The 26,599-nt window shown below is 34.5% G+C and carries 27 protein-coding genes; 1 reads left to right on the top strand and 26 read right to left on the bottom strand.

Annotated features, from left to right (window positions below; genetic code table 11):
* Positions 1-10: 10 nt before the first annotated feature.
* The 17 genes from infB to proC all read right to left on the bottom strand — a co-directional run bounded on the left by infB (position 11) and on the right by proC (position 14,939).
* A complete protein-coding gene (gene infB / locus ACLTBU_RS07180) occupies positions 11-2,182 on the bottom strand; it encodes a translation initiation factor IF-2 (RefSeq protein ID WP_249332517.1) in 2,172 nt (723 codons plus the stop codon).
* Between the two features lie 27 nt (positions 2,183-2,209).
* Complete coding sequence (locus ACLTBU_RS07185; RefSeq protein ID WP_412218393.1) at positions 2,210-2,521, bottom strand: L7Ae/L30e/S12e/Gadd45 family ribosomal protein; 312 nt, start codon at positions 2,519-2,521, stop codon at positions 2,210-2,212.
* Positions 2,514-2,783, bottom strand: coding sequence for an RNase P modulator RnpM (gene rnpM, locus ACLTBU_RS07190; RefSeq protein WP_177672143.1), 270 nt, complete (start codon positions 2,781-2,783; stop codon positions 2,514-2,516). The genes ACLTBU_RS07185 and rnpM overlap by 8 nt, the downstream gene beginning before the upstream one ends.
* Before the next feature lie 5 nt (positions 2,784-2,788).
* Positions 2,789-3,922: a transcription termination factor NusA gene (nusA, locus tag ACLTBU_RS07195; RefSeq protein ID WP_177672144.1), complete on the bottom strand. Its 1,134-nt coding sequence runs from the start codon at positions 3,920-3,922 to the stop codon at positions 2,789-2,791.
* 28 nt (positions 3,923-3,950) lie between these two features.
* On the bottom strand, positions 3,951-4,415 hold the full coding sequence (rimP, locus tag ACLTBU_RS07200) for a ribosome maturation factor RimP (protein ID WP_249332515.1): 465 nt from the start codon (positions 4,413-4,415) through the stop codon (positions 3,951-3,953).
* Positions 4,416-4,592: 177 nt separating this feature from the next.
* Positions 4,593-5,651, bottom strand: a complete 1,059-nt coding sequence (ispG, locus tag ACLTBU_RS07205; protein WP_283246180.1) for a flavodoxin-dependent (E)-4-hydroxy-3-methylbut-2-enyl-diphosphate synthase — start codon at positions 5,649-5,651, stop codon at positions 4,593-4,595.
* Complete coding sequence (locus tag ACLTBU_RS07210) at positions 5,648-6,676, bottom strand: M50 family metallopeptidase (RefSeq protein WP_177672146.1); 1,029 nt, start codon at positions 6,674-6,676, stop codon at positions 5,648-5,650. Before ACLTBU_RS07210 ends, ispG begins: the two co-directional genes overlap by 4 nt.
* On the bottom strand, positions 6,673-7,839 hold the full coding sequence (locus ACLTBU_RS07215) for a 1-deoxy-D-xylulose-5-phosphate reductoisomerase (protein WP_177672147.1): 1,167 nt from the start codon (positions 7,837-7,839) through the stop codon (positions 6,673-6,675). The genes ACLTBU_RS07210 and ACLTBU_RS07215 overlap by 4 nt, the downstream gene beginning before the upstream one ends.
* A gap of 15 nt (positions 7,840-7,854) precedes the next feature.
* Positions 7,855-8,670: a phosphatidate cytidylyltransferase gene (locus tag ACLTBU_RS07220; RefSeq protein WP_177672148.1), complete on the bottom strand. Its 816-nt coding sequence runs from the start codon at positions 8,668-8,670 to the stop codon at positions 7,855-7,857.
* Between the two features lie 11 nt (positions 8,671-8,681).
* The gene (locus tag ACLTBU_RS07225; protein ID WP_177672149.1) at positions 8,682-9,383 is read right to left on the bottom strand and encodes an isoprenyl transferase; all 702 of its coding nucleotides are present in this window, start codon (positions 9,381-9,383) and stop codon (positions 8,682-8,684) included.
* A 51-nt stretch (positions 9,384-9,434) separates the two neighbouring features.
* Positions 9,435-9,989 carry a ribosome recycling factor gene (gene frr / locus ACLTBU_RS07230; protein ID WP_177672150.1) on the bottom strand — a complete coding sequence of 185 codons (555 nt, stop codon included), beginning with the start codon at positions 9,987-9,989 and terminating at the stop codon, positions 9,435-9,437.
* A gap of 18 nt (positions 9,990-10,007) precedes the next feature.
* A complete protein-coding gene (gene pyrH / locus ACLTBU_RS07235; protein ID WP_177672151.1) occupies positions 10,008-10,715 on the bottom strand; it encodes a UMP kinase in 708 nt (235 codons plus the stop codon).
* Between the two features lie 138 nt (positions 10,716-10,853).
* Positions 10,854-11,765, bottom strand: a complete 912-nt coding sequence (tsf, locus tag ACLTBU_RS07240) for a translation elongation factor Ts (protein ID WP_177672152.1) — start codon at positions 11,763-11,765, stop codon at positions 10,854-10,856.
* A 21-nt stretch (positions 11,766-11,786) separates the two neighbouring features.
* Positions 11,787-12,533 carry a 30S ribosomal protein S2 gene (rpsB, locus tag ACLTBU_RS07245; RefSeq protein WP_249332513.1) on the bottom strand — a complete coding sequence of 249 codons (747 nt, stop codon included), beginning with the start codon at positions 12,531-12,533 and terminating at the stop codon, positions 11,787-11,789.
* A 415-nt stretch (positions 12,534-12,948) separates the two neighbouring features.
* On the bottom strand, positions 12,949-13,527 hold the full coding sequence (locus tag ACLTBU_RS07250) for a hypothetical protein (protein WP_177672154.1): 579 nt from the start codon (positions 13,525-13,527) through the stop codon (positions 12,949-12,951).
* Between the two features lie 59 nt (positions 13,528-13,586).
* Positions 13,587-14,123 carry an NUDIX hydrolase gene (locus tag ACLTBU_RS07255; protein ID WP_177672155.1) on the bottom strand — a complete coding sequence of 179 codons (537 nt, stop codon included), beginning with the start codon at positions 14,121-14,123 and terminating at the stop codon, positions 13,587-13,589.
* 15 nt (positions 14,124-14,138) lie between these two features.
* Positions 14,139-14,939, bottom strand: a complete 801-nt coding sequence (gene proC / locus ACLTBU_RS07260; protein WP_249332512.1) for a pyrroline-5-carboxylate reductase — start codon at positions 14,937-14,939, stop codon at positions 14,139-14,141.
* A gap of 130 nt (positions 14,940-15,069) precedes the next feature.
* On the opposite strand from proC, the gene ACLTBU_RS07265 reads away from it, so the two are divergent.
* Complete coding sequence (locus ACLTBU_RS07265; protein ID WP_412218397.1) at positions 15,070-15,528, top strand: NfeD family protein; 459 nt, start codon at positions 15,070-15,072, stop codon at positions 15,526-15,528.
* A 143-nt stretch (positions 15,529-15,671) separates the two neighbouring features.
* Here the strand turns inward: ACLTBU_RS07265 and purB are convergent, their stop codons facing one another.
* The 9 genes from purB to ACLTBU_RS07310 form a co-directional block, all read right to left on the bottom strand.
* Entirely contained in the window at positions 15,672-17,102 is a 1,431-nt protein-coding gene (gene purB, locus ACLTBU_RS07270; RefSeq protein ID WP_177672158.1) for an adenylosuccinate lyase, read from the bottom strand.
* A gap of 156 nt (positions 17,103-17,258) precedes the next feature.
* Entirely contained in the window at positions 17,259-18,452 is a 1,194-nt protein-coding gene (locus tag ACLTBU_RS07275) for a pyridoxal phosphate-dependent aminotransferase (RefSeq protein WP_320650234.1), read from the bottom strand.
* 298 nt (positions 18,453-18,750) lie between these two features.
* On the bottom strand, positions 18,751-20,310 hold the full coding sequence (gene rny, locus ACLTBU_RS07280; RefSeq protein WP_412218399.1) for a ribonuclease Y: 1,560 nt from the start codon (positions 20,308-20,310) through the stop codon (positions 18,751-18,753).
* A 92-nt stretch (positions 20,311-20,402) separates the two neighbouring features.
* A complete protein-coding gene (locus tag ACLTBU_RS07285) occupies positions 20,403-21,032 on the bottom strand; it encodes a regulatory protein RecX (protein ID WP_177672161.1) in 630 nt (209 codons plus the stop codon).
* 142 nt (positions 21,033-21,174) lie between these two features.
* Positions 21,175-22,236 carry a recombinase RecA gene (recA, locus tag ACLTBU_RS07290; RefSeq protein ID WP_177672162.1) on the bottom strand — a complete coding sequence of 354 codons (1,062 nt, stop codon included), beginning with the start codon at positions 22,234-22,236 and terminating at the stop codon, positions 21,175-21,177.
* Positions 22,237-22,310: 74 nt separating this feature from the next.
* Positions 22,311-23,540 carry a competence/damage-inducible protein A gene (locus ACLTBU_RS07295; RefSeq protein WP_177672163.1) on the bottom strand — a complete coding sequence of 410 codons (1,230 nt, stop codon included), beginning with the start codon at positions 23,538-23,540 and terminating at the stop codon, positions 22,311-22,313.
* Positions 23,541-23,624: 84 nt separating this feature from the next.
* Positions 23,625-24,941, bottom strand: coding sequence for a uracil-xanthine permease family protein (locus tag ACLTBU_RS07300; RefSeq protein ID WP_330597606.1), 1,317 nt, complete (start codon positions 24,939-24,941; stop codon positions 23,625-23,627).
* A 28-nt stretch (positions 24,942-24,969) separates the two neighbouring features.
* Positions 24,970-25,500, bottom strand: coding sequence for a bifunctional pyr operon transcriptional regulator/uracil phosphoribosyltransferase PyrR (gene pyrR / locus ACLTBU_RS07305; protein ID WP_177672165.1), 531 nt, complete (start codon positions 25,498-25,500; stop codon positions 24,970-24,972).
* A 185-nt stretch (positions 25,501-25,685) separates the two neighbouring features.
* A complete protein-coding gene (locus ACLTBU_RS07310; protein ID WP_177672166.1) occupies positions 25,686-26,597 on the bottom strand; it encodes an RluA family pseudouridine synthase in 912 nt (303 codons plus the stop codon).
* Positions 26,598-26,599: the final 2 nt, after the last annotated feature.

Genomic DNA, 26,599 nt, shown 5'->3' on the forward strand with positions numbered 1-26,599 from the left:
ATGCCACCTCCTATCTTGGAACTTCTTCCATAATAAAGGCTTCTGCTATATCGCCTTCTTTAATATCATTAAAACGTTCAAACATAACACCACATTCATAGCCTGTGTTAACTTCTTTAACGTCATCTTTGAAACGTTTAAGAGATGCAAGTTTACCTTCGTAAACAACAATACCATCACGTACAATACGGATACCACTATGACGAGCAACTTTACCATCTAATACATATCCACCACCAACTGTTCCTACACCAGATACTTTGAATGTTTGACGGATTTCAATATGTCCTGTTACTTTTTCAACGAATTCTGGATCAAGCATACCTTTCATAGCTGCTTTAATATCCTCAATTGCATTGTAGATAACACGGTAAAGTCTAATATCGATTTCTTCTCTATCTGCAATAGCCTTTGTTGCAGCATCTGGTCTAACATTGAAACCAATGATGATTGCTCCTGATGCAGATGCAAGCATAAGGTCAGACTCTGTAATAGCACCTACTGCACCATGAATAATGCGGATACGTACTTCTTCATTTGAAAGACGTTCTAAACTTTGTTTAACAGCTTCAACTGAACCTTGAACGTCCGCTTTAACAATAATATTAAGATCTTTTACTTGCCCTTCTTGAATTTGATTGAATAAATCATCTAAAGATACTTTTTGTTGAGATTGTCCAAGAATTTGTAAACGTCCTTGTGCTTTTACTTTCTCAGCAGCTTGACGTGCTTGTTTATCGCTATTTGCAACATAGAACATATCGCCTGCTACTGGAACTTCTGATAAACCTAAAATTTCAACTGGTGTAGATGGACCAGCTTTCTTCACTTGGCGACCTTTGTCATCTACCATAGCACGGATTCTACCATATGCTGTACCTGCAACAACTGGGTCACCTACTTTTAAAGTACCACGTTGAACAAGTACAGTTGCTACTGGACCACGTCCTTTATCAAGTTGTGCTTCTACAATAGTACCACGTGCTTTACAGTTTGGATTTGATTTGTAATCATTCATTTCAGCTACTAATAAAATCATTTCAAGAAGGGTATCAAGACCTTCCCCTTTAAGTGCTGATACTGGTACACAGATTGTATCACCGCCCCAGTCTTCAACAAGTAAGCCTTGATCTGCTAATTCTTGTTTAACACGATCAGGGTTTGCACCTGGTTTATCCATTTTATTGACTGCAACGATAATTTCAACACCTGCTGCTCGAGCATGGTTAATCGCTTCGATTGTTTGAGGCATTACCCCATCATCTGCTGCTACTACTAAGATAGCAATATCTGTTACCTGAGCACCTCTCATACGCATTGCTGTGAATGCCTCATGCCCAGGTGTATCAAGGAAAGTAATTTTCTTACCATTTAAAGTTACTGTTGAAGCACCGATATGTTGTGTAATACCACCTGCTTCTCTTGATGTAACATGTGTTGAACGAATTGCATCTAATAAAGATGTTTTACCATGGTCAACGTGACCCATTACAACTACAACTGGTGGTCTTGCTTCTAAATCTTCCTCTTTATCTTCTACTTCTTTAAAGATTTCTTCAAGTAAATCTTTCTCTTCTTCAAGTTCTACAATTACTTCGAATTCTTCTGCTACCTGACTTGCAAGTTCAAAATCAATTTCTTGATTAATTGTAGCCATCTTGCCTTTTTTCATTAAACATTTAATAATTTCAATTGCAGCAATACCCATTTTATCAGCTAAATCTCTTACGCTAATAGATGCTGGTATTTCAATTACTTTAATATCGTCTTCTGTAATCATCGTATCATTCCCTAAGTTAGTTTGTTGTCCCATATTTCCTGCCTTTTCTGCTTTTTCCGCTTTTTTATTTTTCTTTTTATTTTTACTTTTTGTTGATTTCTTATGATGTGTTAAATCTGGCATACGTCGCTCTACTTCAGGAGCTTTTGAAAAGTTAGCCTCTTTTTGTTGTATAATCAGTTCAGTTGGTGGCTCAGTTTTTTCGGTAGTATTAACCTCATGGATTATTTGATTTTTAGGTTTATCTTGATTATAGTAGTCAATAATGAGTTTCACTTCTTCATCTTGTAAGGAACTCATATGGCTATGTACGTCAAAACCATATTCCTTTAATTGATCAAGGATTTCTTTTGTACTAATATTAAGCTTCTTTGCTATTTCATAAACTCTAACTTTTGACATGAATCCACCTCCGTATTACTTTACTTTTTATCCATCACTTTTTATCATAGTTGCTATCTTCTCCGCTAGTTTATCATCTACTATTCCTATTACAACGCGAGTTTCTTTTCCAAGCATTTTGCCCAGCTCGAAACGATCTCCCCACTTAATGCAAGGAATATTTCTATAATTACATTTATCATTAAAGAGTTTTGTTGTATTCGCAGAAGCATCTTCTGTTATAATAACAAGCTTAACAGTTTCACTTAATACAGCCTGCTTAACTGCAAATTCACCTGATATTAATTTACGTGCCTTTTGGCATAATCCGATTAATTGATAAACTCTTTGATCATTCATTTGCTTTAAACTCATTTCTTAAATCATTATAGATTTCTTTGCCTACGTTTGTCTTAAATGAACGTTCTAGTCCTTTATTTTTCTCTGCTTGATTTAGGCATTCTATTTGCTTACAGATATATGCACCTCTACCTGGTTTTTTCCCTGTAAAATCTAATGAATAGTTCCCCTCACTATCTCTTACAATACGAACCATCTCGCGTTTATCTTTCATTTCACCACAACCTGTGCATTTACGTAAAGGAATCTTTCTTGTTTTCATTGGCATTACTCCTCTGTATTTTCTACAGGTGTACTTTTAATGTCAATTTTCCATCCAGTAAGTTTTGCTGCTAAGCGTACATTTTGACCACCTTTACCAATTGCTAAAGTTAAGATGTTTTCTGGTACGATAACCTTTGCACTTCTTTCAATGCCTCTTTCAGTTTCTACTTCTTCAAGTGATACTTCAAGAACTTTAGCTGGACTAAGCGCCGCTTCAATAAATTCTTTTGGATCTTCACTCCAACGTACAACGTCAATCTTTTCACCATTAAGTTCATCTACTACAAGACTGATACGTTTACCTTTTTCACCTACACAAGCCCCTACTGGATCAACTACAGGATCATTTGAGTGAACAGCAATCTTTGTACGAGAACCTGCTTCTCTTGCAATACTCTTAATAACGACAACGCCTTCTTTAATTTCAACAACTTCTTGTTCAAAGAGACGTTTTACTAAATCTGGATGTGTACGAGAAACAATAACTTGTGCGCCACCCTTTGATTTACCATCCATTTTTTGCTCATTTTTGTTAAAGTCTTTTACATTTAATAAGTAGAAAGCTCTTTGTGTCGTATGATCTTCACCACCCATTTCAGTCTCAAAAGTTTCACCTGGGATAGCTTCTGTAAGAGGAAGAGAAGCTTCTGTATGGTCAAGTTGAACAATAAAACCATTTTTTTCTTTTCTCATTACAGTTCCTTTAATGATATCATTAAGCTTAACACTGTATTCATCATAAACCATTTCACGTTCTGCTTCTTTAATTTTTTGAATAACAACTTGCTTAGCATTTTGAGCTGCAATACGTCCAAAGTTTCTAGGTGTAATTTCAACATCAATAACGTCTTCAACATCAATAACTGGATTGATTTTTTTAGCTTCTGATACACCAATTTCAGCAATATCTACATCTACTTCGTCATCTTCAACAACTTTTTTCACTGCATAGACTTTTACATCACCAGTTTCTTCATTAATGTCTACACGAATAATTGGTTTAACTGCCCCTACACTTCCAAAGTGTTTTTTACAAGCTGCCTCTATAGATTGTCGAATGGCATCAAATAGCTTATCTCTATTAATTCCTTTAGATTTCGCAATTTGATCAATTGCCATAATAAATTCCTGATTCATTATAATCCTCCTCTAGTGCATTTTACATTTAAAATAGTATAGCAAGTCTTACGACTACAACATTTTTCATTGGGATTTCGATTGTTTCTCCATCCTCATCACAAAGTGTAAGAGTTTCTTCTGTTTTTGAAACAAGCTCTCCTTGAATCATTTTTTGTTTATTAATTGGTGTGTAAAGTTTTACATCTACAACATGACCATTAAAGCGTTCAAAATCTTTATCTTTTTTTAGTACACGATCAAGACCTGGTGAACTTACCTCTAACATATAAGCTGGCTCAATAATATCTTTTTCATCTAATACTTCTTCAATGGCACGACTTGTTATACGGCAGTCTTCAATAGTAACGCCGCCCTCTTTATCAATATAGATTCTTAAAAAATAAGAAGGACCTTCTTTTACAAACTCTACATCAACTAATTCAAAGTTGAACTTTGCAAGAATAGGTTCAAGGTAATTAGTTACTTCATCGACTATTTGTTTTTTGTTCATTTGCGCTCATCCTCTCATACAAATAGTTTTGCTTATTCTAGATGAACTATTCATTTAAGTTATAAACAATTCATCCATGCATATAGAAAGAGTGGGCAAATTACCCACTCTTTCTAGTCGCATCAATATATACTACAAAAAGTATAATACGTTTTATACTAAAAATCAAGACTCTATTCAAAGAATCTGATTAAGTTCCTGCATAAACACTTCTAGTAGTTCATTTTCTTTCACTTTACGTACAATCTCACCTTTTTTAAAGATAAGTCCTTCGCCTCTGCCTCCCGCAACACCAATATCTGCTTCCTTAGCTTCTCCTGGCCCATTTACTGCACAACCCATTACTGCAATCTTAAGAGGCTTTGTAATATGTTTAGTACGTTCTTCTACTTGTTTAGCAAGTCCAATTAAATCGACATTTGTTCTACCACAAGTTGGACAAGAGATAATCTCTACACCAAATTGTCTAAGTTCCAAAGATTGTAATACTGCCCTTGCACATTCAATTTCTTGAACTGGATCATCTGAGAGTGAAACACGTATCGTATCACCGATATCTCTTGATAAAATAGCACCAAGTCCAGCTGATGATTTCACTGTCCCTCTATAAAGTGTCCCAGCTTCCGTAATCCCTACATGTAAAGGATAAGCATATTTCTTAGCAAATAATGTATAAGCTTCTATTGCAAGAGGAATCGTCGAAGCTTTAAGAGATACTACAATATCGGTAAAATCCATACCTTCTAATAAATCAATATGTTTCTTAGCACTCTCTACCATAGCAGCTGCACAGACCCCACCATATTGCTCAAGTAATACTTTTTCTACAGAGCCTGAATTCACACCAATACGTATTGGAATATGATACGCCTTAGCCTTTTCTACAACCTTTTGTACACGCTCACTATTTCCAATGTTACCTGGATTAATTCTAAGCTTTTGTACACCATTTTCAATAGCCATCAAAGCTAGTCTATAATCAAAATGTATATCCGCAACAAGTGGAATATGAATGCGTTTTGTAATATCTGAAATAGCTCGAGCAGCCTGCTCATCTGGCACTGCTACTCTAACAATTTCACATCCTGCTTCCTCAAGTTTAAGGATTTGATTAACTGTTGCTTCTACGTCATGTGTTTTGGTATTCGTCATAGATTGGATAGCTATAGGATTGCCTCCTCCTATTTGAACACCACCAATATTAATTATTTTTGTTTCATTTCTTGTATACATCATCCAAAAATCCTCATTATATCATTATAAAGTACAAATACCATAAGCCCCATTAAAAGAACGAATCCAATAAAGTGTACCATCCCCTCTTTTTCTGGGTCAACTGGTTTACGTCTAATCATTTCAATTAAAGTAAAGACGATACGTCCACCATCTAAGGCTGGAAGAGGTAGTAAATTAAAGACACATAAGTTTGCTGAAAGTATACCGGCTACATATAACAAATTCATAAATGCCGCTGTAAAACTTTCTTTCATTCCTTCATTCCATACGTCAGAAGTAATCTGTACAACACCTACAATCCCTGCTAGCTGGTCTGCGCCTAGCTTTCCTGTAATAAGATCAATAAAACTTTGGAAAACTTGTTTCACCATCACAAAGTTAGTCTTAAATCCATCTACAATCATACGTCCTATGTTTGTATGTGCACTGGTAGTTGAAAATCCAAATTTAGCTGTATTATCTTCCATAATTTGAGGCGTCAGATTGATATCCTGCTTCGCACCATTACTTTTCTCAATAGTAAAGGCATAGCTTTTATGTGGATCACTTACTTGATTTAGTATATCCTCTAAATCCTCTGTCTTATTCCCATCTACAGCAATAATACGGTCTCCTGCTTCTAAACCTGCTTCATAAGCCGGCAAACCTTCTTGAACAACTCTAATTTCATTGGTACTATACCCTAAATAGCCAATAATAACAGTAAAAATCAGCCATGCAAGTAAAAAGTTCATTACTGCTCCAGCTATGAAAATAATGAATTTTTGCCATGGTTGTTTAGTCATCATAGAATTTTCTTCATAAGAGTCTCCGGACTCTCCTTCTATACTACAAAATCCACCTAAAGGGAGTGCACGTATAGAATATAAAGTTTCACCCTTTTGCTTGCTAAAGAGCTTAGGCCCCATTCCTATAGCAAATTCATTAACTCGTACTTTAAAAAAACGTGCTGCTAAAAAATGTCCAAGTTCATGAATCAAAATAATAAGTGCAAACATTAATACAATCATTATGATTTTACTCACAGTTTTGCAACCTCCTGTCTACTGTATACCCTTGCCCATTTATCTATCTCTAGAATTTCTTCAAGGCTTGGCTTACTTATACATATGTGGCGATTCATAACTTCATGAATCATTTCAGGAATTTGCAAGAAGCTTATTTCTCTCTGAAGAAATGCCTCTACAGCAACTTCATTAGCTGCATTTAAAACAGCTGGCATAGTGCCACCTATCTCTAAAGCATCATAAGCAAGCTGCAAGCAAGGGAATAAGTCTTTTTTAGGTGCTTCAAAAGAAAGATTACTCATTTTAGTAAAATCTAATTTAGGTATATAAGATGTCATAGTACGTTCTGGATAATATAGGGCATAGGCAATAGGATGTCTCATATCTGGCATACCAAGCTGAGCGATTGTTGAGCCATCTATGTACTCTACCATGGAATGAATAATACTTTCCTTGTGTACAACGACATCAATCTGACTTAAAGAAACATCAAATAAATGTTTAGCTTCAATAACTTCAAGTCCTTTATTCATTAAACTAGCTGAATCAATAGTAATTTTACTTCCCATACTCCAGTTAGGATGTTTTAAAGCCGCTTCAACCGTTACATTTTGAAGCATGTCTTTTGTATAATCTCTAAAAGGCCCACCCGAAGCTGTTAGAATAAGACGTGAAACGGTCTGATGACTATTACCTCTTAAACATTGAAAAATGGCACTATGCTCACTATCCACAGGTAAAATGGGTACATTATAAGCTTTAGCTGTCTCCATTACAAGGTCCCCTGCTGTTACTAAAGTTTCTTTGTTAGCAAGAGCAATAATTTTACCTTTTTTAATAGCTTCCAGTGTAGGGAGCAGACCAATCATGCCTACTACAGCAGTTACAACAACTTCTGCTTCCTCTAAAGTTGCTACTGCAATAAGCCCCTCCATGCCGCAGGTTACTTCAACAGCAAGATTTTGACTAGCCATTCTTCTACTTAATTCTTGCGCTTTTGTTTCATCCATTACACAAACTACTTTAGGATGATATTTTTTAATTTGTTCTTCTAACAAATCTATATTACGATGTGCACTCAGCCCCACTACTTCTATGTGTTCATCATGACTGACTACATCGAGTGTCTGTGTTCCTATAGAACCTGTTGAGCCTAATAAGGCAATTTTTCTTGTTCTCACGATTTAAACTCCTATCTATGCAATCATCTTAAATTCTGAAATAAATTGCAATGCAATCACAATAAAAGGTGCTACAAATAAAATACTATCAAAACGATCTAATACACCACCATGACCTGGAAAAATATATCCAAAATCTTTAACGCCTAATGTACGCTTTATAGCTGAAGCTGCTAAGTCACCAAATTGAGAAAGTATAGCACTTACTACCACTATTCCTACTATGAGCAACATATTTTCACGCATATATGGAATTGCAAACAATGTATAAATATAGGTATAAACTACTGCTAAAAGTCCTGCTCCTACTGCCCCACCAATAGCACCTTCAACTGTTTTCTTAGGACTCAATACAGGCGCTAATTTATGCTTTCCAATTAGGCTACCTGTAAAGTAAGCACACGTGTCGCTTCCCCATGCACTAATAAAAATAAGCCACACGAAAAATTGTCCATACTCCGCTTCGCGTAAGAGGATTACAAAACTTATTAAAAGTCCTACATATAAAGGCGCAAAGAGGGTAAGTGCTAAATCCACAATATTATATTTAGGATAAGTACATACCATAAAAATCAGTAATCCCATAATGACTAAACTTATAAATAGAGCGAAATGCTCCATAATCCCCCTATGATTTAAGAAAAAGATTATAGTTACACCATATCCTATCCAATCAATAGGATGATACTGTTTTTTTATCACATCATAAAACTCATAGACACCAATCAGTGCTACGATACACCCCATAATTTGTAAAAGTGGATTTCCTAGAATCATTATTAAAATAACAAGTGGTATACCTATAACACCTGTTAAAACTCTTTTAAGCACGTGAGTTCCTCCTATTCACTTTTACCAAAGCGTCTTTTTCGGTTACTGTATTCTTCTAATGCTTTATCAAATTCTTTGGTTGTAAAATCTGGCCATAAACAAGGTGTAAAGTAAAATTCACTATAAGCAAGCTGCCATGGTAAATAATTACTTGTTCTCATTTCTCCACTTGTTCGAATCATTAAATCTGGATCTGGTATCCCTTTCGTATCTAGAAAACTTTCAAATAATTCCTCATTTAAAGCATTTGGTTCTACACGAGCTTCTATCATGTGTCTACATGCTCTAATGATTTCATCTCTTCCCCCATAATTAATGGCAATATTAATACAAATACCTGATTTATCTTTTGTTAGCCCCTCCAGCTCTTCAATCTGGTTTTGAATATCTTGCGGTAACCCTATACGATCTCCAATTACTCTAAACTTGGCATTATTCTTTTTGGTATCTTTTATATGATTTTTTAAATATCGGCGTAAGAGATTCATTAAGCCATCTACTTCATCTTGTGGTCTCTTCCAATTTTCAGTTGAAAAGGCATATACTGTTAAATATTCTATACCTAATTTTTCAGCATAGTTCGTAATCTTTTTTACAACTTCACTTCCTTTTTTATGACCTTCATTACGGGAGAATCCACGTTCTTTAGCCCATCTCCCATTTCCATCCATAATAATTGCAACATGTCTAGGTAATTTGTTTTTCTCTATCATAATGCCTCCTAAAAAACAATAAAACCCCTCATATTGAGGAGTTTTAAATGATTAAACAGATAAAATTTCTTTATTTTTATTCTCAATATGACGATCAATTTCTTCAACAAATTTATCCGTTAATTTTTGCACGCCATTTTCTATTGTATTATATTCATCTTCTGTCATTTCATTAGCTTTTTGCATTTTTTTGAATGCATCTAACGCTTCACGACGAATATTACGAATAGCAACTTTAGCATTTTCGCCTTTTTTCTTAGTTTCTTTAGTAAGTTCTTTTCTGCGTTCCTCTGTAAGCTCAGGGAATACAAGACGAATAACTTTACCATCATTAGATGGGTTAATACCTAAGTCAGATTCATTAATTGCTTTTTCAATTGCTTTAAGTAATGTAGCATCCCATGGTTGAATCATAAGGATACGTGGTTCTGGAACACTTACGTTACCTACTTGCACAACTGGTGTTGGTGCGCCATAGTAATCTACAGAGATACGATCTAAAACGTGTGGATTCGCTCTCCCTGCTCTAATTGTGTTAAACTCATCTAAAAGGCTATTGATAGTTTTTTGCATTTTGTCTTGATATTTGTTTAATTGTTGATTCATAAAATATCCTCCTATAAGTTATTCCACATAAATGGTGGTGCCTATTGGTTCACCTGCTGCAGCTTTTAAAATACCCCCTGGTGTATCTAAATCAAATACGATAACTGGAAGCTTTTGATCAATACATAAAGTTGCCGCGGCAGCGTCAATTGCTTTTAAGTTTTTAGCTAACATTTCTTGACATGAAAGACGCTCATATTTTTTAGCTTCTGGATTAAGCTTTGGATCGCTATCATATACACCGTCAATATTTTTAGCAAAAAGAAGTGCTCCTACTTCTACTTCACAGCCTTTAAGTGCTGCACCTGTATCTGTAGAGAAATAAGGATGTCCTGTTCCGCCTGCAAAGAAAACGATTCTTCCTTGTTTCATATGTAGAAGAGCGCTATCTTTTGAGAAAAGTTCAGTCATGTTTCCTACTGCAAATGGTGTTTGAACTACGGATTCAATACCTTCACTACGACATACATCTGCAACATAAATGGCATTCATAATTGTTGCCAACATCCCAATTTGGTCAGCTTTTGTACGATCCATATCTCCACTTGTACGGCCTCTCCAGAAGTTTCCGCCACCAATTACAACACATACTTCTATTCCATTTTGAACAAGTTGTTTAAGTTCGCCAACTACACGTGTAATAACCTCATGATCAAAACCTCTTTGCTTGTCTCCTGCTAACGCTTCACCACTTAACTTAACAAGTACACGGTTATATTTTTGCATTACATTCACCTTCCTGCTATGAATACTCTACCACAAAATTCTTCTTATTTCTAGACGTAAATAAAAATAATTAAGTATTTTCATGGCGTCTACGCTGTAAAAAAGGGGACACCATGTGCCCCCTATATGTTACTCTTATTAGTTTCCAGCCATTTGTTTAGCAACTTCTTCAGCAAAGTTTTCTTCTACTTTTTCGATACCTTCGCCAGTTTCGAAACGTACGAAAGCTTTAACTACATCAGCATTGCCAAGTTCAGCTGCAACATATTTACCAACTGTGAAATCTGGATCTTTAACATATTCTTGTTCAAGTAAGCAGATTTCTTTAAGTTGTTTATTTAATCTACCAATTACCATTTTCTCAATGATGTTTTCAGGTTTACCTGGGTTTTCATTAAGTGCTTGGTGCATTAAGATTTCTTTTTCTTTTTCTTGTTTTTCAGCAGACACATCTTCTGTTCTGATGTATTCTGGGTTAACAGCTGCAATTTGCATTGCAACGTTACGTCCTACTTCAAGAGCTTTTTCGCCTTCAGCGCCCATTTCAACTACAGCGATAATTTTACCACCACCATGTGTATAAGCAGCAAATACACCATCTGTTGTCATACGAGCAATACGACGAAGTGTTAAGTTTTCACCAATTGTAGCGATTTTTTCTGTTAAAACATCACCAACTGTTTTAGATGCATCTTCACACCATGGAAGAGCCTTTAATGCTTCTACATCATTTACTTCGTTGTTAAGTACCATTTCTGCTACTTGATTTACGAAAGTAACGAATTGTTCGTTTTTAGCAACGAAGTCTGTTTCTGAGTTGATTTCAACTAAAGCAGCTGTTTTATGATCAGCAGAAATCATTTCTTTAACAAGACCTTCAGCAGCAACGCGACCAGCTTTTTTAGCAGCTTTTGCTAAACCTTTTTCGCGTAATACTTCGATAGCTCTTTCCATATCGCCATCAACTTCATTTAATACGTTTTTGCAGTCCATCATACCTGCGCCAGTTCTTTCACGTAACTCTTTTACCATAGCAGCTGTAATAGCCATTGTACATTACCTCCAGATTAATTATTCAGCGATAACTTCTTCGCTGTTTGCTTCTGTTTCTTCTTCTGCGTTTGCTTCAAAGATTTCACCTTGATTTGTCTCTATAATTGCATCAGCCATTTTAGCTACGATTAATTTAACCGCACGAATAGCATCATCGTTACCTGGGATTACATAATCAACTTCTTCTGGATCACAGTTAGTATCAACGATAGCTACTACTGGAATTCCTAAGATGTGAGCTTCTTGAATAGCGATTTTTTCTTTTCTTGGATCAACTACGAACATAAGGTCTGGTAATTGTTTCATTTCTTTGATACCACCTAAGTTCTTTTCAAGTTTGTCCATTTCTTTACGAAGTTCAATTACTTCTTTTTTAGGAAGTACTTCGAATGTACCGTCTTGTTCCATTTCTTCTAATTGTTTAAGTCTAGCAACACGGCTTTTAATTGTTGAGAAGTTTGTAAGCATACCACCTAACCATCTTTGGTTAACATAGTACATACCACTGCGTTCTGCTTCTGATTTGATTGATTCTTGAGCTTGTTTTTTAGTACCTACGAATAATACTTTTCCGCCTTCTTCAGCTACTTGACGAATTGCAGCATAAGCTTCATCGATTTTTTTAGCTGTTTTTTGAAGGTCGATGATGTAGATGCCATTTCTTTCTGTGAAGATGTATTCTTTCATTTTTGGGTTCCATCTTCTTGTTTGATGTCCGAAATGAACACCTGCTTCTAAAAGTTGTTTCATTGAAATTACGCTCATGTTATTTCCTCCTGGTTATACCTCCACATAGTCTTTATGCAAAAGACTTATTCAGCACCTTTTTGCACCATACTATGTGTGTGTTTTATTTTCGCATTGAATTATACCATACTCTATGTTGTAAGACAATACATTAAATTAGATTTTATGATTTTCCTGTTAAAATAGCTAGAATAATGTCATATAAGTTTACGACAAGTGTAATTCAGAAAGCTGTGAAATCTTTCTAATTCCATTATAGAATCTTTCATTTGAATGTATTCATTGTATACTAAGCTTATCTATCTTTTATAGGATTTACCCTATAAACTATAACTATCAACAAGAATAATATTATATTATTTAAAAATAGCTTATAGCATTATGTCAAAATACATTTAAAGCATAACGCTATAAGCTATTTAAATTTTATCTCTTATAAAATTCTATAAATAAGTGTTTGTAGCATAGGCTGAATATAAGTATCTACCAAACTCACTATCCCTATACTGATACAGGCAAAACCTAGTACATTTAAATAGGGTTTTAAATAATGCTCTTTTCCCTTTTGCTGATACCTTAAACTATGCTCTCCAATATACATTCCCATAAAAACAATAATAAGTCCCTGGAGCCCGAAAAGAAGTAAGTTCACCCAAATCCCCTTCATTCCATATAACAAAAAGAAACTTGTTACAGAAAAACCATAACTAAATGAAATGCCCAGGAATATCAACAGGCTAATGATAAACGTAAGCTTTGATAATCCCCCTAGCCACATACCTATGAGCTGTATAAGATGTATCCCTATTGATTCCTTTAATAGAGCCCACTCATTTCCTTTATGAGATAAAGGCGTCATAGTTATTTGATTTAGTACAAAAAACAGTTCTGTCTGATTCTTTAATGAAATGCTATATAAACTTCCCGCTACAAGGCCAATTAAAAACAGTACAAGCCAGAAAAGGGTTTCCCCTATAACACCTCGTAAAAATAGATGATAATACTTTTTCAAACACTCCCCCTCTTTCTATAGGTTTGTCCTATTATTAAGGTATGAAGTATTCAAATAGATTAGAACGTCTTTCTTAAAAATTCTTTAACAGCCAATAATCCTACTATGGTTTTACTATCTTTAATTTCTCCTGTAAAAATCATCTTAATCGCTTCTTCAAGCGGATAGGTTACAAGTTCAATATATTCATCTTCATCTAAGCTTTGTTTGCTTTTCACAAGCTCGGTTGCTATATAAAGATGGAGCTTTTCATTACTAAATCCTACTGCTGTATACATAGCACATATTTTTTCGATAGCTCCTGCTCTATAGCCAATTTCTTCCTCTAGTTCTCTTTTCGCACATGTTAAAGGTTCTTCTCCCTTTTCAAGCTTACCTGCTGGTATTTCTAAGACATCTCCATTTTCTGCATTTCTATATTGCTTAACTAAAATGACTTCTAGATCTTTTGTAAGTGGTACAATAGCACAAGCCCCATTATGCATGACCAAATCCCATTTTGCCCTATTTCCATCTTCAAATTCAATTTCATCTTGTACTACTGTAAATATTTTACCTTTATAAATTTCTTCTCTCCCTATACGCTTTGCGCTCATCTAATCCTCTCCTCTTTATTTTTTCTGACTCATCTTTTCTGCTTTTTCATAACATGCAGTCATACTACTAATGACACTGTGTCTAAAACCTGTCTCCTCTAATTTAGCTACAGCTTCTATAGTAGTTCCTCCTGGAGAAGTAACAGCATCTTTTAGTGTACCTGGATGCTCTTTAGTTTCTATAACCATTTCACAAGCCCCTTTAATAGAACGTGCCGCCATTTCATATGCCATTGGTCTTGGAATACCAAATTTAACTGCTGCATCTGCCATCGCTTCAATAAAAAGATAACCGTAGGCTGGAGATGAGCCTGATAAGGCTACGATAGCATTCATCTGATGTTCTTCTACCTTAAAAGATTTACCAAAAGCTCCAAATCGCTCCTCAATAACTTTTGCTTCATTTCCTTCTATCATTTGTCCATCATAGCATAAAGCTGTAACACCTTCTCCTACTAAAGCTGGTGTATTTGGCATAGTACGTACAACTTTCTTATGTCCATTTAAAAGATTTTTCACTTCTTCAATACTAAATCCTGGTGCCACGGTAATAATAACATGCTCTGGTGTTAATAAATCTTTAATTTGCTCACATACACCTTTATAGTATTGAGGCTTAATCGTTAAAACAATATATGTAGACTTTTCTACTAAAGTTTCAATATCTTCACACTTGCAAATATTATTTTCTGTAAACTTTTCATATTGTCTACTATCTACATCATAAACACAGATAGCCTCTTCAAATTTTCTAGCAATAGCATTAATCATTGCACTCCCCATATTGCCTGCGCCAATAAATCCAAAATTGTTCATCTTTATTCCTCATTTCTCAAGTTTTATTTAAAATATTCAAATTACTATGATATAATCATAATGTAATATTTTGTAAGCTCATACTCTCTTTATTATAACATTGTATGGCTTAAAAGAAAGGAGTGATTTTATGTGGTTGCTATGGTTAGTTATAGGCATTGCTTTTGCTATTGCTGAAATAGCCTACAGTGGATTCTTTCTTATGTGGTTCTGCGTAGGTGCTTTTGCAAGTCTTATTACTTCTTTATTTACTTCTAGTATTCCTATTCAATTAGGCGTCTTCCTGATTGTGTCCTTTATTCTACTTATTACTTTAACCAAGCGTTTTACGACCCAATTTTCACATAAAAATTCTATTCCCACCAATATTGATGCACTCATAGGTAAAAAAGGAATTGTTCTAGAAGCTATCACCTCTTCTACATGTGGAGTAGGCCAAGTAAAACTAGATGGTGAAATTTGGAGTGCTATTACCTTAGATAACACTTCTATTGAAAAAGGTGCTACTGTTATTATTCAAGAAATTAGAGGCGTGAGACTTGTTGTTACCCCCAAAAAAGATGAAGCTTATCTATCTAAGGAGTCCTAATCATATTGCTTATTATTGGTATGATTCTTTTTATCATTTTCATTCTATTAATCGCCTTAAGTTCTATTAAGATTATTAAACATAAAAGGTGTAGAGCTCAAAGAGCTTCTACACCTTTTTAAATAGATTTTATTTGATAAAACTTATACCCTTACTTCACCAGCTCTACCTAACACTTCAGCATTGGCATCTAAAATAGGTTGAATCACTTCACCGATAAAGTCATCTACCTGCATACTTGCACATCCAATAAAGAGTTCTGGTTTTAGAATACTACGTAATTCTTCTTCTGTCATTTTAAATGTACCATCTGCAAGAATACGTTCAATAAGGTCATTTGGTTTACCATTTTGTTTTACTTCATAAGCTGCTTCCATAGAAAGCACGCGGATTTTCTCATGAAGTTCTTGTCTATCACCGCCGCGTTTAACACCTTCCATTAAGATAACTTCTGTAGCCATGAATGGTAGTTCATTTTGAATATGCGTAGCAATAACTTTCGGATAAACAACAAGCCCATCTGTAATATTTAAATAAGTTTCAAGGATAGCATCTGTTGCTAAAAATGCTTCTGAAACAGATAAACGTTTATTGGCACTATCATCAAGTGTTCTTTCAAACCATTGTGTTGAGGAAGTCATAGCTGGATTAAGTGCATCACAAATTACAAAACGTGATAAAGCACTTATACGCTCACTACGCATTGGGTTACGTTTATAGGCCATAGCAGATGATCCAATTTGATTTTTTTCAAATGGTTCTTCAATTTCTTTTAAGTGTTGTAATAAACGAATATCATTACTAAATTTATAAGCAGATTGTGCCACTTGACTTAAAGCGTTTAAAATTTGAGCATCTACTTTTCTTGAATAAGTTTGTCCTGTTACAGGGAATACATCTTCATAACCTAATTTTTCAGCAATACGTTTATCTAAAGCTTTAACTTTTTCAAAGTCTCCATCAAATAAAGTTAAGAAAGTTGCTTGTGTACCTGTTGTACCTTTTGCCCCTCTTAATCTCTTGTGTGCAAGTAAATGATCAATTTCTTGTAAATCAAGCCACAACTCTTGTAGCCATAGTGTTGCTCTTTTTCCTACTGTTGTAAGCTGAGCTGCTTGGAAATGTGTAAAACCAAGTGTTGGCATTCCTTTATATTTTAATGCAAATTCAGTAAGCTTTTGCATAACATTAAGTACTTTAACACGAATAACTTCTAATGCTTCGTACATAATAATAAGATCTGTATTGTCCCCTACATAACAACTTGTAGCCCCTAAATGAATAATTGGCATAGCTTTTTCTGCTTGTTCACCATACGCATGTACATGTGCCATAACATCATGTCTTACTTTTTTTTCCCATGCATCTGCTACATCATAATTAATGTCTTGTTCATATTTTTTCATTTCTTCTATTTGTTCATCTGTAATAGCAAGACCTAATTCTTGTTCTGTTTCTGCTAATGTAATCCATAGCTTACGCCATGTTCTAAACTTTTTATCATCTGAAAATAAATAAAGCATCTCACGACTTGCGTATCTGCCTGCTAATGGACTTGAGTAAGTATCTTTCATGCACTTCTTCCTTTCTTCTGCTACCCGTCAATTTATAGTTCTCTTTTATTATAAGAAATTTTTTTATTAAACTCAACCATAATCGAACATTTTTATAATTTCTTAGTATTTTGTTCATAATCTTATCTAAAAAAATAAAGACATAGAGAGAAAACTCTATGCCTGTAATTTACTTACGAAATCTTTTATTCTTAAAAGCCCTTTCTGAATAAGTTCTTCACTCATTGCATAGGAAAGTCTTATACAATCAGGTGCTCCAAAATCCTGACAAGGTATAATGGCTACTTTTTCTTTTTCTAAAAGATATTTTGCAAAATCTGCAGCATTCGTAATGGTTTGATCATCATACTTCATACCATATAAAGCAGAGACATTAATAAAACAATAGAAAGCACCTTGTGGTTTAATCACATCAAATCCTTCAATCTCACATAACCCCTTATACATAACTTCTCTTCTCTCTCTGAATACTTCCACCATATCTTTAGCAAAAGTTTTACTAAGATCTAGAGCAGCCTCTGCAGCTTTTTGAGCAATAGAGTTTGGATTAGAAGTAGCATGAGACTGAATATTCCCAGCTGCTTTTGCAACTTCTAAAGGAGCAGCAATATAGCCTATGCGCCATCCTGTCATAGCATGACTTTTAGAAAGTCCATTAATAGTAATTGTATGATTATAAATCTCTTCAGACAAAGAAGCAATACATGTATGTTCAGCCTCCTCATATACAAGGTATTCATAAATCTCATCAGATACAATCCATAAATCATATTTAACAGCTACTTCAGCTAAAGCCTTAAGCTCTTCTCGTGTATAGACAACGCCTGTAGGATTAGAAGGCGAATTGATTACAATAGCTTTTGTATGAGTGCTAATAGCTTCCTCTAGATCTGAAGGTTGTAATTTATATGCATTCTCCTTAGATGTATAAAGAATTTTAGGAATACCATAAGCCATTTTAATCATTTCAGGATAGCTTAACCAAAAAGGTGCAGGTACAATAACCTCATCTCCTGGATTTAACAAAGCCATAAAGGTATTTACTAAAGAGTGCTTAGCACCATTATTCACTACAATTTGTTCAGGTGTATAAACGACATTATTCTCTTTTTGCAGCTTGTTTGCAATAGCCTTTCTTAAACTTAAAATACCCGATGCAGCAGTATACTTTGTAAAGCCTTCCTCTATAGCTTTAATAGCTGCCTGTTTAATATAATCGGGTGTATCAAAATCTGGCTCTCCCGCCCCAAATCCTACAACATCTATACCTTCTGCTTTCATAGCATTTGCTTTAGCTGTAATAGCTAAAGTCGAAGACGGTGCTATACTACTTGCTAATCTAGATATCATATCTTCACCACCTAAGTTTATTTTGAATTTTTATGATTATTATAATTTATTTATCAGACTTTTGCAAGAAATATAATCTTAAAATTCATAATGTTTTTTAATATTATTTTATGCAGTTCTCTTTATTTTTGTTCTATTTTACAAGTTTAATACTTTTTTCTGCTTAATTTTATTTATATTTCTCTATTTTACTTCATTTCTTAAATTGTATTAGATTTAATTTATGAATTTTCATTTAATAAAACTCTCAAATTTGCACAAAAAAGAAGTAGTATAAAAATTATACTACTTCTTTAATCTATTTAGCATATTCAGTTGCTCTAGTTTCTCTGATAATACTTACTTTAATCTGACCAGGATATTCTAAATCCTTCTCAATTTGTTTAGTCACTTCACGCGCTAATAAAATAAGTCCTTCATCATCTACTTCCTCTGGTACAACCATAATACGTACTTCACGTCCAGCTTGGATTGCAAAAGATTTTTCTACACCTTTGAAAGATGTGGCAATCTCTTCTAATTTTTGTAAACGTTTAATATAAGTTTCAAGTGTTTCACGTCTTGCACCTGGGCGAGCTGCTGAAATGGTATCTGCAGCTTGAACAATAACAGCAATAGCTGTTTCTTGATCTACATCACCATGATGAGATTCTACTGCATTTACTACAACTGCATTTTCACCATATTTACGGCAAAGATTTGCACCAATGCTTACGTGGGAACCTTCCACTTCATAATCTACAGATTTGCCGATATCATGTAATAATCCAGCACGTTTTGCAAGGCGAATATCAAGCCCAAGCTCACCTGCAATAAGACCTGCTAAGTTTGAAACCTCAATAGAATGTCTTAATACATTTTGACCATAGCTTGTTCTAAATTTCATCTTACCAAGAAGTCTAATAAGTTCTGGATGAATACCATGTACACCTGTTTCAAAAGTTGCAGCCTCTCCTTCTTCACGAATAAGAACTTCAACTTCCTTACGTGCTTTTTCAACCATTTCCTCAATACGTGCAGGGTGTATACGGCCATCTACGATTAGTTTCTCAAGTGCAATTCTTGCAATTTCACGACGGATAGGATCAAATCCTGATAAGATAACAGCTTCTGGTGTATCATCAATAATTAAGTCAATACCAGTAAGTGTTTCAAGAGTACGGATATTGCGTCCTTCACGCCCGATAATGCGCCCTTTCATCTCATCGTTTGGTAATGGTACAACAGATACTGTTGTATCTACTACATGGTCTGCGGCACATTTTTGAATAGCATTTGTAAGTACTTCTTTTGCTTTTTTATCTGCTTCAAGTTTAGCTTTGGCTTCAATTTCTTTAATAAGTAGCGCTGATTCATGTTTAACTTCATCTTCAATAGTCTTTAATAGATATTGTTTAGCAGCTTCTGAAGTTAAACCTGAAATGCGTTCTAATTCTTCGAGTTGTTTTCTCTCTAACTCTTCAATTTGGAACTTTGTTTTTTCAATTTTATCAAGTCTTATCTGAAGTTGCTCTTCTTTTTGCTCGAATTGATTAGATTTCTTATCAAGTACCTCTTCTTTTTGTAGTAAGCGTCTTTCAAGCTGATGAAGTTCACCTCTACGTTCTTTAACTTCTTTGTCTAATTCGTTTTTAACTTTAATATTTTCTTCTTTTGCTTCTAAAAGCATTTCTCTCTTTTTAGCTTCCCCAGTCTTTATAGCATCATCTATTACTTTTCGCGCTTTTTCTTCTGCTGAACCAATTTGAGCCTCTGCTATACGCTTTCTATAAAGAATGCCTGCTGCAAAGCATAATATTCCAACTACAATTATTATTACTACTGCCACAACTATACCAATTATGGCACTACTACTCATGCTGATATTACCACCTCCCTATTTTTGTGCTAAAAACGTGCAAATAACAACATAATTGTATAACTTTTTAAAAACACTGTCAAGCATACGCCTTAGGCGTCAAAGCCTTCATTTCTCTTTCTTAGGCATTTTTCCACTTGACTATATTGAAAGCCTCTTGTTAAAAGACGATTAATGATCTTTTGCTTTTGTTTAATATCCCATGTAGGGTCATATCTAAATTTATCTAAAAAATACTCTATATTAGCTTCTTCTCGTTCTTCAGTATCTTCACAGTAGTCTTTTACTTGATCCACTAAAATACCTTTTCTATAGAGTTCTGCTTTAATTTGTCTTAAACTTTTATGGCTATATTGACTTCTAGATTCTATATATCTTTTAGCAAGTGCATCATCGTCAATATACTGATATTTCTTTAAGAACTGCATAACTTCCTCTACAATATATTCACTATACTCTGCCTGAATAAGTTTTTCACGCATTTGTTTCTCACTCTTGCTTCCTCTGCTAATCATATCTAATGCCTTAAATTTAGCCTTATCTAACTGGAGCGCTGCCATAAGCTTCTCATAGGCTGGCTGGTCTAATACCATGCCTACACAGAGCTGATAACGCTCTACAGCCTTTTTAGAAAGTCCAAATCCAAATGCTCCATTAATGAATACTGAACATCTGTTAGGATCTTTTTTCTGTTCTTCAATTGCTGTAATTTCATAATTCATAGTTCCCTTAAATCCTTCCCAATTTTTTCAATTTCTAAACGTTTTTCTCCTTAGCTGCTTAGGTATTTATGGTAGCATTATTTAGTTTTTATATAATAAAAAAAGGATATAACATGAAAACGACTTGTTATATCCTTTACTATTAATCTTCTAAATCTAACATCATTTCTTCAGCATCTACATCTTGCTCATCATAGTTTCCTTCTTGCAGTTTGTTGATACCATAATGTTCACGTACAGCCATTTCAATCTCTCTAAGAAGATCCTCATTTTCTTTAAGGAATACTTTAGCATTTTCTCTACCTTGCCCAAGTCTTATATCTCCATAAGAATACCATGCACCACTTTTATTAACAATATCAATATTACTTGCTAAGTCAAGTACATCACCTTCTTTAGAAATACCTTCACCATACATAATATCAAATTCTGCTTGTTGGAAAGGTGGAGCTACTTTATTTTTAACAACTTTTACACGTGTACGGCTACCAATAAATTCATTGCTTTGTTTAAGTGTTTCAATTTTACGTACATCTAAACGCACAGATGCATAGAATTTAAGAGCACGACCACCTGTAGTTGTTTCATTACTTCCGAAAGTAATTCCTACTTTTTCACGTAATTGGTTAATAAAGACTACTGTACATTTTGATTTATTCACTACACCTGTAAGCTTTCTAAGGGCTTGTGACATAAGTCTTGCTTGAAGACCCATATGAGAATCACCCATATCTCCCTCAATCTCTGCGCGTGGTACAAGGGCTGCAACAGAGTCTACAATAACAAGATCAATTGCACCTGAACGTACCATTGTTTCTGCAATTTCAAGAGCTTGTTCTCCATTATCTGGTTGTGAAATATAAAGTTCATCAATATTTACACCTAATTTTTTAGCATAAGCTGGGTCTAATGCATGCTCAGCATCAATAAAGGCTGCAATGCCTCCCATTTTTTGAACTTCTGCAATCATATGAAGTGTAACGGTTGTTTTACCGGAAGACTCAGGTCCATATACCTCAATAATTCTTCCACGTGGCATTCCCCCAACCCCAAGGGCTATATCTAAACTTAATGAACCTGTTGGAAAAGTAGATACACTTGTTTCTGTTGCTTCTCCTAGCTTCATAATAGAGCCTTTACCAAATTGTTTTTGAATTTGAGCTATAGCTGCATCTAAAGCTTTTTTTGATTCGTTATTCATCATCTCACCTCTTCATCTAATCGAACATTTGTTCTGTGTTTATTATAACTAATTTTTTTCCTAATAGCAAGTCCTAATTATTTAAGTTTTTTATAGAGCTGATAAAGTGTATGTTTGACTGCCTGCAACCGTATAGATTGCCTATCACCCTGTAAATGTAATTCATAAACAAAAGTCTCACCTGGCAATGCTATACCTATATAGACAAGCCCTACAGGTTTTTCCTCTGTGCCGCCATCAGGGCCTGCAATGCCTGTTGTAGCAAGCCCAATATGAGCCCCTGCAGTTTGTCTTACACCCTCTGCCATTTCTTTAGCTATTTCATAACTTACTGCGCCAAATTGATTTAAAGTCTCTTCCTTAACATGAAGATACTTCATCTTGGCTTCATTACTATAAGTAACTATACCTTCCTTAAAATAATTCGAAATGCCACCACAATTAACTAATGTTCCAGCCAATAATCCTCCTGTACAAGATTCAGCCGTTGTTACACTATATTGCTTAGTTTGTAGAAGTTTCAAAATATTCTCTTCTATCGTTTCTTCATTATAACCAATTATATAAGGTCTTAATCGCTCTTCTATCTTATTTTTATAACGCTCAGCCTCTTGCCTAGCGGCTTCTATACTTGTTTTCCAAGTACAAATACGAATGATAACTTCTAAATTACTTACATAAGGTGCTATTAGTGTATCTTCAAATTCACCCAATAGGTCTCCTGCTAATTGTGCAAGATGACTTTCTCCTATACCAAAACATTTTATATCTAAAGTATAATAAACCTCTTTTAGATCCTTCTCTAAATAGGGACAGACTTCATTGTTAAATATGGGAATAAGTTCATTCGGAGGTCCTGGTAATAAGAAAATTTTTTTGTTTTCTACTGGAATCATACATCCTGGAGCTGTTCCATTATGATTGTCTAAAATAGATGCATCCTCTGGAAAATATGCCTGCTTACGATTATTTTCTGGTGTTATACGATTTGTTTTTGCAAAATAGGCTACAATTCCTTCATAAATAGAAGGATAAAACACAAGAGGCTTCTTAAGATACTGACATACTGTTTCTTTAGTTAGATCATCTTGAGTTGGACCTAGTCCACCTATTATAAAAATATACTCTGCATGACTTAATGCATGGGCTAAAGCTTCTTCAATATCCTCTTTACAATCCCCTACTGCAATATGGTATTTAACCCCTATGCCGTATTCTTTAAGACGTTTTGCAATATAACTTGCATTTGTATTAACTGTATGTCCCATAATGACCTCATTACCTACAGCAAGTATTTCAGCTTTCACTTTCTCATCCCTCTCAAAAAAATAATAGGGAGATATTTATCTCCCTATTAGTATAACACTATTTTTACTTAAGTATAGCAATTATTATAGATCTTGTGGTAAGAACTTGTTAAGAATTACACCAAATAAAGCTGCGATGGCAAGTCCTGAAATGGTAATATTTCCCCACATAGGCACATCAGATACACCAATACCTACTACAAAAATAACAGCTGCAATAAGTAAGTTACGGCTATGTTTAAAATCAAGTTGTTCTTCAACTAGTGTACGTACACCTACTGCTGCAATCATTCCAAAGAGTACAATACTAATACCACCCATAACAGCACCTGGAATGGTATTAACAAGTGCTGTAAACTTACCACATAAACTTAAACCAACAGCAAAAAGCGCTGCAATACGAATAATTTTTGGATCATATACTTTTGTAACAGCAAGTACACCTGTATTTTCACCATAAGTTGTATTAGCTGGGCCACCTAAAAGACCTGCTGCTACAGTAGCTAAACCATCACCTAGAAGTGTTCTATGAATTCCTGGATTTTTAAAGAAATCTTTTCCTACAACCGCACCATTTGTTGTAATGTCTCCAATATGCTCAATAAATACAACGAGTGCAATAGGTGCTATTGCTAATATTCCTACTAATGCATCTTGATTAAAGGCTGGCAATGTCATTATTTGGCTAAAAGCTTCTTCCGAGAAACCTATCCAGCTTGCCTCCATAATAGGTGTTACATCAATCATTCCCATTACTAAACAAACTACATATCCCATTACAACCGCAATTAAAATAGGAATCATTTTGAAGAAACCTTTTGCCCAAATAGAGATGGCAATAACAATACATACAACTAATAGAGCAACAAATACTTTTTGCATATCTAAAGGTAATACAATACCCATATTTTGAATAACTTCAATTGGTAAATCTTCTGGAATACCAGCTGGAAGATTTGCAAGTAGATTCTCTGGTGTACTATCAATACGCAGCATATTAATAGCTGTTGGACTTAATCTAAGGCCAATAACCATAATCATAGGTCCTACTACAATCGGTGGGAAGAATGATTTAACCTTTTCTACCCCTACAAGTTTAATAATACCTGCCATCATTATATAGACAAATCCTGTTGCAATAATACCTGTTTTCACAACACCAATACCATATTGTGATAAAACAAGGCTAATAGCACTAATAAACGCAAAGCTTGAACCTAAAAATACTGGTACAATTCCTTTTGTAACAGAATGAAATACAAGTGTACCTATACCTGCTGCTAAAATAGCAATACCTGGATTAAGTCCTGTCAGCATAGGTACAAGTACTGTTGCTCCAAACATTGCAAGCACATGCTGCATGCCTAAAATAACTTTTTTACCTGTTGAAATTTGTTCCACTTCAATCCCTCTCTCTTATTAAATTTTCTTATTTAGTTTCTAGTAAAACACAGCTTTCTCCATCTATTGATTGGATTTTAACATGTACAATTTCCTTCTTAGAAGTAGGAATATTTTTTCCTATAAAATCTGCACGAATAGGAAGCTCTCTATGTCCTCTATCAATAAGCGTTGCTAATTTAATATAACTTGGTCTGCCCAAATCCATCAGTGCATCCATTGCAGCACGCACTGTACGACCTGTATAAATAACATCATCTACTAAAATAACTGTTTTGTCATTAATATCATGAATACTGCTTTCCCCAGCTAAAGGTTGTGTATACTTTTTCTCTAAATCATCACGGTAAAAAGCAATATTAATTTTCTCAACGGGTACTTCTACATTTTCAATCATTTTAATTTTGTCTGCGAGTATTTGCGCAAGAGGTACTCCCCTTGTCTCAATTCCCACAAGTATAATATTTTTAGCCCCTTTGTTTGCTTCAAGAATTTCATGTGCTATACGTGTAAGTGCACGATTCATAGCAAGTTCATCTAATAATACTTTAAATGCCATGAAAATTTCCTCCTTCTCTTGTCCATAATCCTCAAAATAAAAAAGCTTCCTACACCTGTAAGAAGCTTTTTAGATATACATATTTCAATACTGCTTTTAAGCAATATGAATTGGCCTATTAACCGATCTGTACATCCTTATTAGCCTCGCGGACTACTTTAAAGGATTTTATCAGTTTGACCTTATCACATCTTTCTTAATCTGTCAAGTATTGTCTGAAAATAGCCTGGTAAATCACTATTAAATTCTACATATTGTGAGGTGGTTGGGTGTTCAAATCCTAATACTTTAGCATGTAAAGTCTGTTTTGTAAGTCCCCACATAGATTTTTGAGGTCCATAAATAGGATCTCCTAAAATAGGATGTCCTATACTTGCTAAATGTACTCTAATTTGATGTGTTCTTCCTGTAAACAGTGTAAGTTCTACGTAAGAAAACTTGTCAAATTCCTCTAAAACTCTATAGTGTGTTTTCGCATAGCGTCCATCACTTACAATAGCCATTTTCTTACGGTCCTTTGGTGATCTGCCAATAGGCTTTTCAACAATACCTTCTTTTTCTTTAAAAGTTCCATATACAATAGCATGATATTTACGTGTAATATGATGATCTTTTAAAAGTGACGATAAAGCTAAATGGGCTTTATCATTTTTAGCAATCATTAAAATACCTGATGTATCCTTGTCAATACGATGTACAATACCAGGGCGTACTTCTCCATTAATACCAGAAAGTCCATCTTTACAATGATAAAGAAGTGCATTGACTAATGTCCCTGTATAATTACCCGGTGCAGGATGCACCACCATATCCTGCGTCTTATTGACAATAATAAGATCATCATCTTCATAAAGAATTTCTATTGGAATATTTTCAGCAATAATATCTACCTCTTTAGGCTCTGGAATATTTACTGTAATAGAATCACCTTGTTTTACTTTGTAACGTGCTGGCTGTACTATACCATTAATTAAAATATTACCTTCTTCTATTTGTTTTTGCAAAAAAGAACGTGTATAGTCCGTTAAAACTTGGCCTAAATATTTATCTAGCCTTTGTCCACTCTCTTTAACATATAATTCTAATGTTTCATTCATTG

This window comes from Zhenhengia sp., from assembly GCF_046966505.1.
Classification (GTDB): Bacteria; Bacillota; Clostridia; order Lachnospirales; family Cellulosilyticaceae; genus Zhenhengia; species Zhenhengia yiwuensis.

Excerpts from the sequence above, each read along its gene's own strand:
- proC (WP_249332512.1), bottom strand. The coding sequence starts at position 14,939 with ATGAACAATTTTGGATTTATTGGCGCAGGCAATATGGGGAGTGCAATG.
- pyrR (WP_177672165.1), bottom strand. The coding sequence starts at position 25,500 with ATGGCATTTAAAGTATTATTAGATGAACTTGCTATGAATCGTGCACTT.
- ACLTBU_RS07275 (WP_320650234.1), bottom strand. The coding sequence starts at position 18,452 with ATGATATCTAGATTAGCAAGTAGTATAGCACCGTCTTCGACTTTAGCT.
- ispG (WP_283246180.1), bottom strand. The coding sequence starts at position 5,651 with ATGATGTATACAAGAAATGAAACAAAAATAATTAATATTGGTGGTGTT.
- ACLTBU_RS07265 (WP_412218397.1), top strand. The coding sequence starts at position 15,070 with ATGTGGTTGCTATGGTTAGTTATAGGCATTGCTTTTGCTATTGCTGAA.
- purB (WP_177672158.1), bottom strand. The coding sequence starts at position 17,102 with ATGAAAGATACTTACTCAAGTCCATTAGCAGGCAGATACGCAAGTCGT.
- ACLTBU_RS07285 (WP_177672161.1), bottom strand. The coding sequence starts at position 21,032 with ATGAATTATGAAATTACAGCAATTGAAGAACAGAAAAAAGATCCTAAC.
- tsf (WP_177672152.1), bottom strand. The coding sequence starts at position 11,765 with ATGGCTATTACAGCTGCTATGGTAAAAGAGTTACGTGAAAGAACTGGC.
- rnpM (WP_177672143.1), bottom strand. The coding sequence starts at position 2,783 with ATGAAAACAAGAAAGATTCCTTTACGTAAATGCACAGGTTGTGGTGAA.
- ACLTBU_RS07185 (WP_412218393.1), bottom strand. The coding sequence starts at position 2,521 with ATGAATGATCAAAGAGTTTATCAATTAATCGGATTATGCCAAAAGGCA.
- ACLTBU_RS07225 (WP_177672149.1), bottom strand. The coding sequence starts at position 9,383 with ATGATAGAGAAAAACAAATTACCTAGACATGTTGCAATTATTATGGAT.
- ACLTBU_RS07255 (WP_177672155.1), bottom strand. The coding sequence starts at position 14,123 with ATGAGCGCAAAGCGTATAGGGAGAGAAGAAATTTATAAAGGTAAAATA.
- pyrH (WP_177672151.1), bottom strand. The coding sequence starts at position 10,715 with ATGCAAAAATATAACCGTGTACTTGTTAAGTTAAGTGGTGAAGCGTTA.
- rpsB (WP_249332513.1), bottom strand. The coding sequence starts at position 12,533 with ATGAGCGTAATTTCAATGAAACAACTTTTAGAAGCAGGTGTTCATTTC.
- rimP (WP_249332515.1), bottom strand. The coding sequence starts at position 4,415 with ATGAACAAAAAACAAATAGTCGATGAAGTAACTAATTACCTTGAACCT.
- frr (WP_177672150.1), bottom strand. The coding sequence starts at position 9,989 with ATGAATCAACAATTAAACAAATATCAAGACAAAATGCAAAAAACTATC.
- infB (WP_249332517.1), bottom strand. The coding sequence starts at position 2,182 with ATGTCAAAAGTTAGAGTTTATGAAATAGCAAAGAAGCTTAATATTAGT.
- recA (WP_177672162.1), bottom strand. The coding sequence starts at position 22,236 with ATGATGAATAACGAATCAAAAAAAGCTTTAGATGCAGCTATAGCTCAA.
- rny (WP_412218399.1), bottom strand. The coding sequence starts at position 20,310 with ATGAGTAGTAGTGCCATAATTGGTATAGTTGTGGCAGTAGTAATAATA.
- nusA (WP_177672144.1), bottom strand. The coding sequence starts at position 3,922 with ATGAATCAGGAATTTATTATGGCAATTGATCAAATTGCGAAATCTAAA.
- ACLTBU_RS07310 (WP_177672166.1), bottom strand. The coding sequence starts at position 26,597 with ATGAATGAAACATTAGAATTATATGTTAAAGAGAGTGGACAAAGGCTA.